Annotated in this window: 14 protein-coding genes; 13 read left to right on the top strand and 1 reads right to left on the bottom strand. The window is 73.3% G+C overall.

Features of this window, described 5'->3' with window-relative positions; all coding sequences use genetic code 11:
- Nucleotides 1-13 precede the first annotated feature (13 nt).
- The 13 genes from BMY61_RS14790 (at nucleotide 14) to hypE (ending at nucleotide 11,957) form a co-directional block, all read left to right on the top strand.
- The gene (locus BMY61_RS14790) at nucleotides 14-1,774 is read left to right on the top strand and encodes a nickel-dependent hydrogenase large subunit (RefSeq protein ID WP_042451212.1); all 1,761 of its coding nucleotides are present in this window, start codon (nucleotides 14-16) and stop codon (nucleotides 1,772-1,774) included.
- Nucleotides 1,771-2,322 carry a NifU family protein gene (locus BMY61_RS14785; protein WP_042451210.1) on the top strand — a complete coding sequence of 184 codons (552 nt, stop codon included), beginning with the start codon at nucleotides 1,771-1,773 and terminating at the stop codon, nucleotides 2,320-2,322. Before BMY61_RS14790 ends, BMY61_RS14785 begins: the two co-directional genes overlap by 4 nt.
- Nucleotides 2,319-2,963 (top strand): DUF5947 family protein, encoded by a 645-nt coding sequence (locus tag BMY61_RS14780; RefSeq protein ID WP_042451208.1) that lies wholly within the window; start codon nucleotides 2,319-2,321, stop codon nucleotides 2,961-2,963. Before BMY61_RS14785 ends, BMY61_RS14780 begins: the two co-directional genes overlap by 4 nt.
- A complete protein-coding gene (locus BMY61_RS14775; RefSeq protein WP_042451206.1) occupies nucleotides 2,960-3,631 on the top strand; it encodes a DUF6084 family protein in 672 nt (223 codons plus the stop codon). The genes BMY61_RS14780 and BMY61_RS14775 overlap by 4 nt, the downstream gene beginning before the upstream one ends.
- Nucleotides 3,628-5,061 (top strand): hypothetical protein, encoded by a 1,434-nt coding sequence (locus BMY61_RS14770; RefSeq protein WP_042451204.1) that lies wholly within the window; start codon nucleotides 3,628-3,630, stop codon nucleotides 5,059-5,061. The genes BMY61_RS14775 and BMY61_RS14770 overlap by 4 nt, the downstream gene beginning before the upstream one ends.
- Nucleotides 5,058-5,612 carry a hydrogenase maturation protease gene (locus BMY61_RS14765; RefSeq protein WP_082015210.1) on the top strand — a complete coding sequence of 185 codons (555 nt, stop codon included), beginning with the start codon at nucleotides 5,058-5,060 and terminating at the stop codon, nucleotides 5,610-5,612. The genes BMY61_RS14770 and BMY61_RS14765 overlap by 4 nt, the downstream gene beginning before the upstream one ends.
- The gene (locus tag BMY61_RS48785) at nucleotides 5,588-5,689 is read left to right on the top strand and encodes a DUF6893 family small protein (RefSeq protein ID WP_425314685.1); all 102 of its coding nucleotides are present in this window, start codon (nucleotides 5,588-5,590) and stop codon (nucleotides 5,687-5,689) included. Before BMY61_RS14765 ends, BMY61_RS48785 begins: the two co-directional genes overlap by 25 nt.
- 120 nt (nucleotides 5,690-5,809) lie before the next feature.
- Nucleotides 5,810-6,202, top strand: a complete 393-nt coding sequence (locus tag BMY61_RS14760; protein ID WP_042451201.1) for a hydrogenase maturation nickel metallochaperone HypA/HybF — start codon at nucleotides 5,810-5,812, stop codon at nucleotides 6,200-6,202.
- 5 nt (nucleotides 6,203-6,207) lie between these two features.
- A complete protein-coding gene (gene hypB / locus BMY61_RS14755) occupies nucleotides 6,208-6,978 on the top strand; it encodes a hydrogenase nickel incorporation protein HypB (RefSeq protein ID WP_042451339.1) in 771 nt (256 codons plus the stop codon).
- Between the two features lie 7 nt (nucleotides 6,979-6,985).
- Nucleotides 6,986-9,370, top strand: coding sequence for a carbamoyltransferase HypF (gene hypF, locus BMY61_RS14750; RefSeq protein WP_042451199.1), 2,385 nt, complete (start codon nucleotides 6,986-6,988; stop codon nucleotides 9,368-9,370).
- 58 nt (nucleotides 9,371-9,428) lie between these two features.
- Nucleotides 9,429-9,749, top strand: coding sequence for a HypC/HybG/HupF family hydrogenase formation chaperone (locus BMY61_RS14745; protein WP_042451197.1), 321 nt, complete (start codon nucleotides 9,429-9,431; stop codon nucleotides 9,747-9,749).
- On the top strand, nucleotides 9,746-10,879 hold the full coding sequence (hypD, locus tag BMY61_RS14740; RefSeq protein WP_042451195.1) for a hydrogenase formation protein HypD: 1,134 nt from the start codon (nucleotides 9,746-9,748) through the stop codon (nucleotides 10,877-10,879). Before BMY61_RS14745 ends, hypD begins: the two co-directional genes overlap by 4 nt.
- Nucleotides 10,880-10,967: 88 nt before the next feature.
- On the top strand, nucleotides 10,968-11,957 hold the full coding sequence (gene hypE, locus BMY61_RS14735) for a hydrogenase expression/formation protein HypE (RefSeq protein WP_082015216.1): 990 nt from the start codon (nucleotides 10,968-10,970) through the stop codon (nucleotides 11,955-11,957).
- Between the two features lie 12 nt (nucleotides 11,958-11,969).
- Here hypE and BMY61_RS14730 read toward each other — a convergent pair whose 3' ends face one another.
- Entirely contained in the window at nucleotides 11,970-13,061 is a 1,092-nt protein-coding gene (locus BMY61_RS14730; protein ID WP_052438945.1) for a hypothetical protein, read from the bottom strand.
- Nucleotides 13,062-13,132 lie beyond the last annotated feature (71 nt).

Below are 13,132 nucleotides of genomic sequence, written 5' to 3'. Positions count from 1 at the left end.
AGCGAACACCACCATGGCGGCAGACGGACTGCTGGAGATGTCCTGGGACCCGATCACGCGGATCGTGGGCAGCCTGGGCATCCACACGAAGATCGACTTCAAGCAGAAGCGGGTCGCCGAGTGCTACAGCACTTCGTCCGTCTTCCGCGGCTACAGCGTCTTCATGCGCGGCAAGGACCCGCGTGACGCGCACTTCATCACCAGCCGCATCTGCGGCATCTGCGGCGACAACCACGCCACCTGCTCGGTGTACGCGCAGAACATGGCCTACGGCGTGAAGCCGCCGCACCTGGGCGAGTGGCTGATCAACCTCGGCGAGTCCGCCGAGTACATGTTCGACCACAACATCTTCCAGGAGAACCTGGTCGGGGTCGACTACTGCGAGAAGATGGTCAAGGAGACCAACCCCGGCGTGCTGGAGCTGGCCGAACGCACCGAGGCCCCGCACGCCGGCGACCACGGCTACCGCACCATCGCCGACATCATGCGCTCGCTCAACCCGCTGGAGGGCGAGTTCTACCGCGAGGCCCTCCAGGTCTCGCGCTACACCCGCGAGATGTTCTGCCTCATGGAGGGGCGCCACGTGCACCCCTCCACCCTCTACCCGGGCGGCGTCGGCACCGTCGCCTCCGTCCAGCTGATGACCGACTACATGAGCCGGCTGATGCGCTACGTGGAGTTCATGAAGCGCGTCGTCCCGCTCCACGACGACCTCTTCGACTTCTTCTACGAGGCGCTGCCCGGCTACGAGGAGGTCGGCCGCCGCCGCGTCCTGCTGGGCTGTTGGGGCGCGCTGAACGACCCGGAGTACTGCGACTTCACCTACCGCAACATGACCGACTGGGGTCGGCGGATGTTCGTCACCCCGGGCGTCGTTGTCGACGGCAAGCTGGTCACCAACGACCTCACCCAGATCAACCTGGGCATCCGGATCCTGCTCGGCAGCTCCTACTACCAGGACTGGGAGGGCCAGGAGCAGTTCGTCACCCACGACCCGCTCGGCAACCCCGTCGACCCGCGCCACCCGTGGAACCAGCACACCATCCCCGCGCCGCAGAAGCGCAACTTCGACGACAAGTACAGCTGGGTCATGTCCCCGCGCTGGTTCGACGGCAAGGACCACCTGGCCCTCGACACCGGCGGCGGCCCGATCGCCCGCCTGTGGTCCACCGCCCTGTCCGGCCTGGTCGACATCGGCTACGTCAAGGCCACCGGGCACAGCGTGATCATCAACCTGCCCCGGACGCTCACCAAGCCGGAGACCACCTTCGAGTGGAAGATCCCGCAGTGGAGCAACGCGCTGGAGCGCAACCGGGCCCGCACCTACTTCCAGGCCTACGCGGCCGGCGTCGCCCTGCACGCCGCCGAGAAGGCGCTGGTGGAGATCCGCGCCGGACGGACCTCGACCTGGGAGAAGTTCGAGGTGCCGGACGAGTCCATCGGCTGCGGCTTCACCGAGGCCGTGCGCGGGGTGCTCTCGCACCACATGGTGATCCGCGACGGCAAGATCGCCAACTACCACCCCTACCCGCCGACCCCCTGGAACGCCTCCGTGCGCGACAGCTACGGCACGCCCGGCCCCTACGAGGACGCGGTGCAGAACACGCCCATCTTCGAGGAGAACCCGCCGGACAACTTCAAGGGCATCGACATCATGCGCGCCGTGCGCAGTTTCGACCCGTGCCTGCCCTGCGGCGTCCACATGTACGTCGGCAACGGGAAGACGGTGCAGAAGATGCACGTCCCCACGGGCCTGAGCGGCCTGGCCGGATGACGGCCACGCCTGCCACCGCGTCCACGCCGCAGCAGACCGCGGCGCGCGTCGAGGAGCTGTTGGAGCGGCTCGCGGCGCAGGACCCTGCCGTGGCCGCCACGGCCGAGGAACTGGTCCGGGCCCTGATGGAGTTCTACGGCGCGGGCCTGGCCCGCGCCGTGGCCCTGCTGTCCGGCCGCTCCGGCGCCCCCCTGGGCGCGCTGCTGGACGACGAGGTGACGGCCGGGCTGCTGGTCCTGCACGACCTGCACCCGGACGACCTGCCGACGCGCGTGGACCGCGCGCTGCGGGCCGCGGAGGCGGGCACCGTGGAGATCGTCGCACTGGACGAGCAGCTCGGGCGGGTGACGCTGCGCGAGGCGCAGGCCGGTCACGGCTGCGGCTGCCCCAGCACCAACGCCTCGCTCCAGCAGCGGATCGAAGCGTCGCTGTCCTGCTTCGCGCCCGAGATCACCACGGTGGAGATCGCGGCGGCGGAGCCCGCGCGCCGCGAGCCGGCGCTGCTCCAGATCGGCCTCCGCCCGGGCGCGGCCGCGGAGGCGCGATGAGCGCGCCCGCCGCTCCGCGCAGCGGGTTGCGGCGGTTCACCGCGCCGAGGCCGCCGGCCGTGGAGCGGTGCGAGCTGTGTGCGGTGCCCGTCGCGCCCGAGCACCGGCATCTCGTCGACGTCGAGCGGAGGGCACTCGCCTGTGCCTGCCCCGCCTGCGCCGCGCTGTTCGAGCGGGAGGGGTCCGGTGGCGTCAAGTACCGGTCCGTGCCCCGCCGTTACCTCACCGATCCGGTCAACCCGCTCGGCGAGGGCGCGTGGGCGCTGCTGCGCATCCCCATCGGCGTCGCGTTCCTGCTGCACAACTCCGCGCTCGGCCAGGTCGTCGCCTGCTTCCCCGGCCCGGCCGGGGTGACCGAGAGCGAGGTCGACCCGGAGGTGTGGCGGCGGTTCGTCGCCGTCACACCGCTCGCCGCCGAGCTGCGTCCCGACGTGGAGGCGCTGTTGGTGCGCCGCACCGGTGGCCATCGCGACTGCCACCTCGTCCCCGTCGACGCGGCCTACGCGCTCGTCGGGCGGATGCGCACGTACTGGCAGGGCTTCGACGGGGGCGCCGAGGCGCACGCCGAACTCGACGCGTTCTTCGCCGACGTGGCCCGGCAGTCGCGGCCGCTCGCTCCGGCCAAGGGGGTCGGCAGGTGACCGGCGGCCTCGACTTCGCCTGCGTGGGCGTGCGCGCCGAGCCCTACGCCGCCGGGCCGACGCTGGTGTTCCGCGTCCGCGTCACCGCGGGTGGCGAGGACCGGCGCGTCCACGCGCTCGCGCTGCGCTGCCAGTTCCGCGTCGAACCCGCGCAGCGCCGCTACAGCGACGCCGAGGCGGCGGCGCTCGGTGACCTGTTCGGCGAGCGCGAGCGCTGGGGCCGCAGCCTCAACCCGCTGCAGTTCGCGCAGGTCTCCGTCGTGGTGCCCGGATTCGACGGCAGCACCGAGGTCGACCTGCCGGTGCCGTGCAGCTACGACACCGACATCGCCGCGACCCGATTCTGCGACGCCCTCGACGACGGCGAGGTGCCGCTGCTGCTGCTCTTCTCCGGCACCGCCTTCCGCGGCCCGGGCGGCTTCCAGGTCGAGCCGGTGCCGTGGCACAAGGAGGCCGTCTGTCGGATGCCGGTCGCGGTGTGGCGGGAGATGATGGACCAGCACTTCCCCGGATGCGGCTGGCTCCGGCTCCCGCGCGAGGTGCTCGACGCGCTGCGCGCCTACCGCTCCCGCAACGCCCTGCCCTCCTGGGAGGCCACGGTCGAGCAACTGCTCGCCCACGCGGAAGAACCCCGCTCGCTGCTCACCCCCGAGGGGAGTCCCAGGTGACCACCGCCGCCGTGGCCGGGCCCTGCTTCGACACCGCGCGCGAGGTCGCCGACGCGGTGCTCTACGAGGGTTACGTGCTCTACCCCTACCGCGCCTCCTCGGCCAAGAACCGGATGCGCTGGCAGTTCGGCGTCCTGGTGCCGCCCGCCTACGGCCTCGACGTCGGCGAGCACGCCTGGCACCGCACCGAGTGCCTGGCCGAACCGCGCGCCGGCGCCGACCTGGTGGTCGAGGTGCGGTTCCTGCAGGCCCAGCGGCGCACCGTGCAGCAGGTCGAACCGGACCGCTCCACCCGCACCGTGGACCGCCTGGAGCTGCCCGACCGGGTGCTCGTCCCCTGGGACGAGGGTGTCGAGGCGACGGTCGACTTCCGGGTGCCCGTCGCCGACCTGTGCGCGGCCGGCGGACAGCCGGTGACCTTCCCGTTCCGACGGCCCGCCGCCGAGGAGGTCGAGGACGTCCGCGACGCCTCCGGTCGGGTCGTCGGCCGCCTGGTGCGGCGGCGCGAGCGGATCGACGCCGTGCTGCGCCTCTCCGCCGTCGAACTGCCAGGCCCCTACCAGGTGGTGCGGCTGCGCGCCGTGCTGGAGAACACCGGCGAGTGGAGTCCCGGCGTCGGCCGGGCGGGCGACCGGGAGGCGGCGCTGCCGCACGCCCTGGTCTCCGCGCACCTGCTGCTGGGCCTGACCGCCGGCTCGTTCGTCTCGATGACCGACCCGCCCGAATGGGCGGCCAAGGCCGTCGCCGAGTGCCGCAACGAGCGCACCTGGCCGGTGCTGGCCGGCACGGACGGGCGCGCGGACGTCGTGCTCTCCTCCCCGATCATCCTGGAGGACCATCCCAGGATCGCCCCGGAGAGCTGCGGCACCCTCTACGACGCCACCGAGATCGACGAGATCCTGGCCCTGCGCACGGCCGCCCTCACCGACCAGGAGAAACGCGAGGCACGCGGCACGGACGACCGCGCGGCCGCCGTCGTCGACCTGGCCGACTCGCTGCCGCCGGAGATCTGGGAACGCCTGCACGGCGCCGTGCGCTCGCTGCGCGAAGTGACCGACGGCCCACCGGTGCTGGTCACCCCCGGTGAGGAGGATTCCGCGCTCGAGGACCTGATGACACCCCAACTGCCGTGGTGGGACCCGGCCGCCGACCGCAGCGTCGACCCCGGCACCGACCACGTCCTGGTCGACGGCACGCCCGTGCGCGCCGGCAGCAGGGTGCGGCTGCGTCCGGGCAAGCGCCGCAGCGACGCCCAGGACCTGTTCCTGAGCGACGCCCCGGCGCTGGTCGAGGCGGTCCTGCACGACGTCGACGGGCTGGTGCACCTGGCCGTCACCCTCGACGACGACCCGGGGGCCGACCTGCGGCGCCAACAGGGCCGGTTCCTCTACTTCCAGCCCGACGAGGTCGTCCCGGTGGAGGCGCCGTGAAGGAGAAGCCGCCGCGCGCGCTCGTCGCCGGGCTCGGCAACATCTTCCTGTCCGACGACGGCTTCGGCGTGGGCGCCGCCGCGCTCCTCGCGCGCTGCGAACTCCCGCCCGGCGTCGAGGTCGTGGACATCGGCGTGCGTGGCGTCCATCTCGCCTACCAGCTGCTGGACGGCTACGACACCGTCGTCCTGCTCGACGCCACCGCCCAGGGCGGCGCGCCCGGCACGGTCTACCTCGTCGACCACGCCGAGCAGGTGGTGCCCGACACGGCGGTGATCGACGGCCACCGGATGACGCCCGACGCCGTCCTCGCCCTGCTCGCCACGCTGGGCGCGGGGACCGGCGGCAGCATGCCGCGCCGTGTCGTCGTGGTCGGCTGCGAACCGGCCTGCCTGGAGGAGGGCATCGGGCTGAGCGCGCCCGTCGCCGCCTCCCTCGACGAGGCCGTCGCCGTCGTCATGGCGGTCCTCTCGGACAAGCAGGGCCTCACGGACCGGAACCACTGCGAAGAACCGAGGAGGTGCACATGTTCAAGTTCCTCTGCGGGATGACGCTGGTCGCGTTGGTCGGGATCGTCGCGTCCAACCTGCCGGACATCAAGCGGTACCTGCGCATGCGCTCCATGTGAGTGCGGCTGAACGGTGGACCCTCACCGGTCCGTGACGGCGTGGCGGGGCCATCGGCTCCGCCCGCCGTCCTGTAATGGACGGGCTGCGGCAGGCAACCGACGCGGCGTCAGGAGAGCGCGATGCACGAGATGTCGATCGCACTGGCCGTCGTCGGCCAGGTCGAGACGGCCGCACGCGCGCTGGGCGAGGTCGACGGCGCGGCTCCGACCGCCCGCACGGTCACCCTCCGCGTCGGCGAACTGGCCGGCGTGGTGCCCGACTCGCTGCGCTTCTGCTTCGAACTCGCCTGCGCCGACACGTTGCTGGCCGGAGCGACGCTGCTGACCGAGAACGTGCCCGGCCGGGCCCACTGCGAGCCCTGCGACCGCGACTGGGCCACGGGTCTGCCGCCCGACCTGTGCTGCCCGCGCTGCGACAGCGGCGCGAGCGAGCTGACCGCCGGGCGGGAACTGGAGATCGCCGAGGTCCGCTGGTCCGAACCGGCGTGCGCGGCACCACCGAAGGAGGACTGACGACCGTGTGCCGGGTGACCGAACTGCAGCAGGCCGTGCTCGCGAAGAACGACCACCGTGCGGACGACCTGCGCGCCCGTCTCGCCGCCCGCGGCACCACCGTCGTCAACCTGCTCTCCAGCCCCGGCAGCGGAAAGACCGCGCTGCTGGAGGCGGAACTGAAGCTGGCGGTCGAGCGCGGCGTCCCCGTCGCCGCGCTCACCGCCGACCTGGCCACCGAGAACGACGCGACGCGCCTGGCGCGCGCCGGGGCGCCGGTCAAGCAGGTGCTCACCGACGGGCTGTGCCACCTGGAGGCGGACATGCTCGCCGCCCACCTGGACGGCTGGCTGCCCGACCCGACCCGGCTGCTCTTCGTCGAGAACGTCGGCAACCTGGTCTGCCCCGCCTCCTACGACCTCGGCGAGACGCTGCGCGTGGCGCTCGCGTCGGTCACCGAGGGGGAGGACAAGCCGCTGAAGTACCCGAGCGCGTTCGGCCTCGCCCACCTGGTGGTGGTGACCAAGGCCGACCTCGCGGACGCGGTGGAGTTCGACCGCGACGGTTTCCTCGGCAACGTCCGCCAGGTCAACCCCGGCGTGGAGGTGGTCTTCACCTCGGCGCGGCGCGGCCTGGGCGTCGGCGCGCTGCTGGACCGCGCCCTCGCCGCCCACGAGGCGGGTGGGCCCGCGCACCGACCCGTGATGGCGTCGGGACCACAGGCCCACGGGTACGGCCACTCCCACCACGGCCACTCCCACCACAGCCACGACCACGCCCACGTCCACACCCACTGAGGCCGCCATGACCGCGCCGACAGCCCCCGCGACCACCGGGACCACCGCGACGGCCGACCCGGCCGAACGGCGCCGCGTCACGGTGGAGGGCGTCGTCCAGGGCGTCGGCTTCCGGCCCTACGTCTTCGGCCTGGCCAAGGAGCTGCGGCTGACCGGGTGGGTCACCAACACCGCCGAGGGAGTGCTCGCCGAGGTCGAGGGCGCGGGGCCGGCCGTCGCGGCCTTCTGCGCGCGCCTGGCCCCCGAGGCGCCGCCGCTCGCCGTCGTGCAGTCGGTCCGTCACGAACCCGTCGCGCCACGCGGGGACGAGGCGTTCACCATCGAGGTCTCGCGTGCCGGGGGAGAGCGCCGCACCCTCGTCCCGCCCGACACCGCCACCTGCGCGGCCTGCCTGGCCGAGCTGCGCGACCCGCGCGACCGCAGGTACCGGCACCCGTTCGTCACCTGCACCCACTGCGGGCCGCGGTTCACCATCGTCACCGGCCTGCCCTACGACCGCGCCAACACCACGATGGCCGGCTTCCCGATGTGCGAGCAGTGCGCGGGCGAGTACAGCGACCCGGCCGACCGGCGCTTCCACGCGCAGCCCGTGGCCTGCCACGCCTGCGGCCCCACCCTGCGCCTGCTCGTCGACGCGCCGGACGGGCCCGTCGAGCGCACCGGCGACCCGGTGGCGGGCGCTCGCGGGCTGCTCGCCCAGGGCGCGGTCGTGGCCGTCAAGGGCCTGGGCGGCTACCACCTGGCGTGCGACGCGGCCAACCCGCAGGCCGTCGCGGTGCTGCGGCACCGCAAGGCGCGCGGCGCCAAGCCGTTCGCGCTGATGGCCGCGGACCCGGACGAGCTCGCGGGCCTGGTCCACCTCGGGCCCGAGGAGCGGGCCCTGCTGACCAGTGCCCGCCGCCCCATCGTGCTGTTGCGCCGCCGACGGGAGACGGACTCGGACGGGCGTGCCCGCGCCCTCGTCGCCGCCGAGGTCGCGCCGGGGAGCCCCGACCTCGGCCTGATGCTGCCCTACACGCCCGTCCACCACCTGCTGCTCGGCCTGCCCGGCGATCCCCCCGGCCCCCGTCTGCTGGTCATGACCAGCGGCAACCTCGGCGGCGAACCGATCGTCACCGACGAGGCGGAGGCGCTGGTCACCCTGGCCCCCCTGGCCGACGCCTGGCTCACCCACGACCGGCCGATCCACGTGCCCTGCGACGACTCCGTGGTGCGCGTCGTCGACGGCGAGGAACTGTTGGTGCGGCGCTCGCGCGGCTACGCGCCGTTCCCCGTCGCGTTGCCCTTCACCGTGGCGCCGACGCTCGCCGTCGGCGGGGACCTGAAGAACGCCTTCTGCCTGGGCCGCGACCGGCACGCCTGGCTGTCCGCGCACATCGGCGACATGGACGACCTCGCCACCCTCACCGCCTTCGAGCGCGCCGAGCGGCAGTTGGAGTCGATCAGCGGTGTCGTGCCGGAACGCCTGGCGGCCGACCGCCACCCCGGCTACCGGTCCACGGCCTGGGCGCGTCGCCGCGCGGAGGGTCGACCGCTGCGGACGGTCCAGCACCACCACGCCCACATCGCCTCCGTCCTGGCCGAGAACGGCTGGGACGGTGACGCGCCGGTCCTCGGCGTCGCGTTCGACGGCACCGGCTACGGCGAGGACGGCACCGTCTGGGGTGGGGAGTTCCTGCTCGCGAGCTACGACGGCTTCCGTCGCCTCGCCCACCTCGCCGAGGTGCCGCTGCCCGGCGGCGACGCGGCCGTCCACCGCCCCTACCGGATGGCGCTGGCCCACCTGCACGCGGCCGGGCTCCCCTGGCGCCCCGGCCTGCCGCCCGTCGAGGCCTGTTCCCGCGAGGAACGACGGGTGCTGGCCCAGCAGTTGGAGCGGGGGCTGAACTGCGTCCCCACCTCCAGCGCCGGCCGGCTCTTCGACGCCGTCTCCTCGCTCGCGGGCGTCTGCCAGCAGGCGCGTTACGAGGCCCAGGCCGCCATCGAGTTGGAGGCGGCCGCCTGCGCCGTGGACCTGCCGGTCGCCGACCCGTACGTCCTCGCCCTGCGGGAATCCGGGCTCGGTCCCTGGCAGTTGGACGCCGCCCCGGTGGTCCGTGCCGTCGTGGCGGACGTCACGGCCGGGGTGCCGGCAGCACTGGTCGCCGCCCGCTTCCATGCCGGCCTCGCCGCCGCTGTCCGACGGGTGTGCGCGCTCGCGCGCGAGCGCACCGGCGTCGGCACCGTCGCGCTCAGCGGCGGCGTCTTCGCCAACACGCTGCTGCTGACGGCCTGCCTGCGCGGCCTGCGCGAGGACGGCTTCACGGTGCTGCGGCACCGCCTGGTGCCCCCCAACGACGGGGGTCTGGCGCTGGGCCAGCTCGCCGTCGCGGGGCGTGTTCGAACCGACTGACGAACCGACCGACGAACCGACCGACGAACCGAGTGTGACGAGGCGAGGAGAACAACCCATGTGCCTGGCGGTGCCCGGCAAGGTCCTGGAGATCGAGGAACGGGAAGGGACCAGGATGGCGGTCGTCGACTTCGGCGGCGTCGTCAAGGAGGTGTGCCTGGAGTACCTGCCCGACCTGCAGGTCGGCGAGTACACCATCGTCCACGTCGGCTTCGCGCTGCAGCGCCTGGACGAGGAGTCCGCCCGGCAGACGCTGGCGCTCTTCGAGGGGCTGGGCCTGCTGGAGGAGGAGTTCGGCGACCAGTGGGAGATCGCCGCGAAGGCGGCCGGCGCGGACGAGCCCGTGCAGAAGCCCATGAGCGAGGAGACGCACGGGTGAAGTACATCGACGAGTTCCAGGACCCGGCCCTCGCCCGCCGACTGCTGGACGAGATCCACGCCGTGACCACCCGCCCGTGGGCGCTGATGGAGGTCTGCGGCGGACAGACCCACTCCATCATCCGCCACGGCATCGACCAACTCCTGCCCGACAACGTCGAACTGATCCACGGCCCCGGCTGCCCCGTCTGCGTGACGCCGCTGGAGACCATCGACAAGGCGCTGGAGATCGCCTCGCGCCCCGGCGTGATCTTCTGCTCCTTCGGCGACATGCTGCGCGTGCCCGGCACCGACCGCGACCTGTTCCAGGTCCGCAGCCTCGGCGGCGACGTGCGCGTGGTCTACTCCCCGCTGGACGCCCTGCGGATCGCCCAGCAGAACCCCGACCGCCAGGTCGTCTTCTTCGGTATCGGCTTCGAGACCACCGCCCCGCCCAACGCGATGACGGTCCACCAGGCCGAGCGGCTCGGCGTGACCAACTTCAGCATGCTGGTCTCCCACGTCCGCGTGCCCCCCGCGATCGAGGGGCTGATGACCTCGCCGGACTGCCGTGTGCAGGCGTTCCTGGCGGCCGGACACGTGTGCAGCGTCATGGGCACCGAGGAGTACCCGGAGCTCGCGGAGCGGTTCAAGGTGCCGATCGTGGTCACCGGCTTCGAGCCGCTGGACATCCTGGAGGGTGTGCGACGCGCCGTGCTCCAACTGGAACGCGGTGAGCACCGCGTCGAGAACGCCTACCCGCGCGCCGTCCGCGACGAGGGCAACCCCGCCGCCCGGCGGATGCTCGCGGACGTCTTCGAGGTCACCGACCGTGCCTGGCGCGGCATCGGCACCATCCCCGGGAGCGGTTGGCGCCTCGCCGAGCGCTACCGCGCCTTCGACGCCGAGCACCGCTTCGAGGTCGGCGCCATCAACACCGTGGAACCGGCCGCGTGCCGGGCCGGCGAGGTGCTGCAGGGGCTGCTCAAGCCGCACCAGTGCGAGGCCTTCGGCACCACCTGCACGCCGCGCACGCCGCTCGGCGCCACCATGGTCTCCAGCGAGGGCGCCTGCGCCGCCTACTACCTATACCGCCGCCTCGGCGGACCGATCGCGCCCGCAACGCCCGTGGAGGCGACCCCCGTTGGCTGACACCCTGGACACCCGGCCGGACACCGAAGGCCCCGACTTCTCCGGCTTCGGCTGCCCCACGCCGCTGCGTTCCGGCGAACGCGTCGTCATGGGCCACGGCGGTGGCGGCGTGCTCTCCGCCGAGCTGGTCCGCGACGTCTTCGCCCCCGCTTTCGGCGGCGCGCACCTGGCGCAGCTCGGCGACTCCGCCGTGCTGGAGCTCGGCGGCGCGCGGATCGCCTTCTCCACCGACACCTTCGTCGTGCGGCCGCTCTTCTTCCCCGGCGGCAGCATCGGCGACCTGGCCGTCAACGGCACCGTCAACGACCTCGCCATGAGCGGCGCCGTGCCCGCCTACCTCGCCTGCGGCTTCGTGCTGGAGGAGGGCGTGGAGCTGGAGACCGTCGCCCGCGTCGCCGACTCGCTCGGCGCTGCCGCCCGCCGAGCCGGTGTGGAGGTGGTGACGGGCGACACCAAGGTCGTCGAGTCCGGCCACGGCGACGGCCTCTACGTCAACACCTCCGGCATCGGCCTGATCGCCCCCGGCGTCGACATCCGCCCCCAGCGTGCCCGGCCCGGTGACGTGGTGATGGTCAGCGGCCCGATCGGCGTCCACGGCGTCGCGGTGATGAGCGTGCGCGAGGGGTTGGAGTTCGGCGTCGAGATCGTCAGCGACTGCGCGCCGCTGGGGGATCTCGTGCGGTCGTTGATCGCCGCCGTCCCCGACGTCCACGTCCTGCGCGACCCCACCCGCGGCGGCCTGGCGGCGGCCCTCAACGAGATCGCGGCGTCCGCGGGCGTCGGCGTCACCGTGGACGAACGCGCGGTCCCGGTGCCGGCGGAGGTGGCCAACGCCTGCGCGATCCTGGGCCTGGACCCCTGGTACGTCGCCAACGAGGGCAAGCTCGTCGCCTTCGTCCCAGCCGAGCACGCGGACGCCGCCCTCGCGGCCCTGCGCTCCCACCCGTTGGGCGCGCAGGCCGCCGTCATCGGCACCTGCACCGACCAGCACCCGGGCATGGTCGTCGCCCGCACCGGCCTGGGTGGCACCCGCGTCGTCGATCTGCCGCTGGGGGAGCAGCTGCCCCGCATCTGCTGAGGCGCAGGCGGGTCAGTGGGTGATCACGTAGCTCAGCGGATGCTGCTGCGGCTCGGCCGGGCAGGACAGGACGAGATACTCGCCGCTGCGGGTGAAGTTGACGCCGGTGGGCTCCCGGTCCTGCCACCGCATCGGGTCGCCCCAGTGGAATCCGGGATCGCCCTGGGGCGGCCAGAGGTCCAGCCACTCGCTGTAGTCGGTGGAGAGCAGGGGGCGCATCCGCGCCCCGCACTCGCAGGTGCGCAGGTTCTCGGTGCCCGCCGAGCTCGGGTCCCAGCCGCCCACCTTCCAGCCCGGGGCCCGGGAGAGGTTGTCGTAGTCGTCCCTCTCGGGCTGTCCGTCGCTCCAGCGGCGGACCGCGTCCTCCAGCTCCGCGGGCATCATGCCGAAGTGTTCGTAGCCCTCGTCCTCGCGGGGCAGCAGACAGATCGGCGGGTACTCGACCACGTCCTCGGGATGGACGACGCACGGTCGCGGTACGAAGGTCTCGCGCTCGACGTGGTTGGGCGCGGGCATCACCGGCAGCGGGTCGGTGACAGAGGCCGCGTCCCGCCAGAACACCCGGGCCGCGGGCCCGTGGTTCTCGTGCCGGCCGGGGCACCAGAGGATCTGCAGCAGGTCGGTTCCGTCAGGGAACGGCACGGCGGAGGTCTCCCTCCGGTGGAGCTGGAGCACCGGTACGAGCACCACCGGTTCCGGTAGCTGCTCGTACTCGTGCCAGGTCACCGACCCCGGCCCGGTGGGCGGCGGGGGCGTGGCCGCGCTCGCGCGCGCCCGGGCCAGCAGCTCCGGGGCGATCCGGTCGCCGAGCGCCTCCAGCTCGGCGACGTGCAACCACTTCCGGCTGCGGGCCTCCACCGACTGGGCATGCCGCCGCGCAGCCTCCTGCTCCGTCTCGGGCCGCTGCTTCTCGACGGGGTGCCGCAGCGTGCAGGTCGGCCACGCCTCGTCGCTCGGCCAGAGCAGCGGCCCGCCCACCGAGCTGTCCTGCGCGGTCGGCGCGCCCGGACGCGGATGGAGGCGGGTCGCGGTCCGGCCGTACCGGGTGAGCTCAGGGAACCGTCCCAGCAGGGCGGCCCGGGCGACGGGTGTGGTGACGGGCACGGCTGTTTCCCCCTGGTGCGGTGCGGGACTCGGAGCCTACCCGTCGCGTGACGGTCGGCCCCGTAGAGTCG

It is taken from the genome of Streptacidiphilus jiangxiensis (assembly GCF_900109465.1).
GTDB lineage: Bacteria > Actinomycetota > Actinomycetes > Streptomycetales > Streptomycetaceae > Streptacidiphilus > Streptacidiphilus jiangxiensis.
Note: the sequence above shows the minus strand (reverse complement) of the source record. Positions and strands in the feature narration are given on the sequence as shown.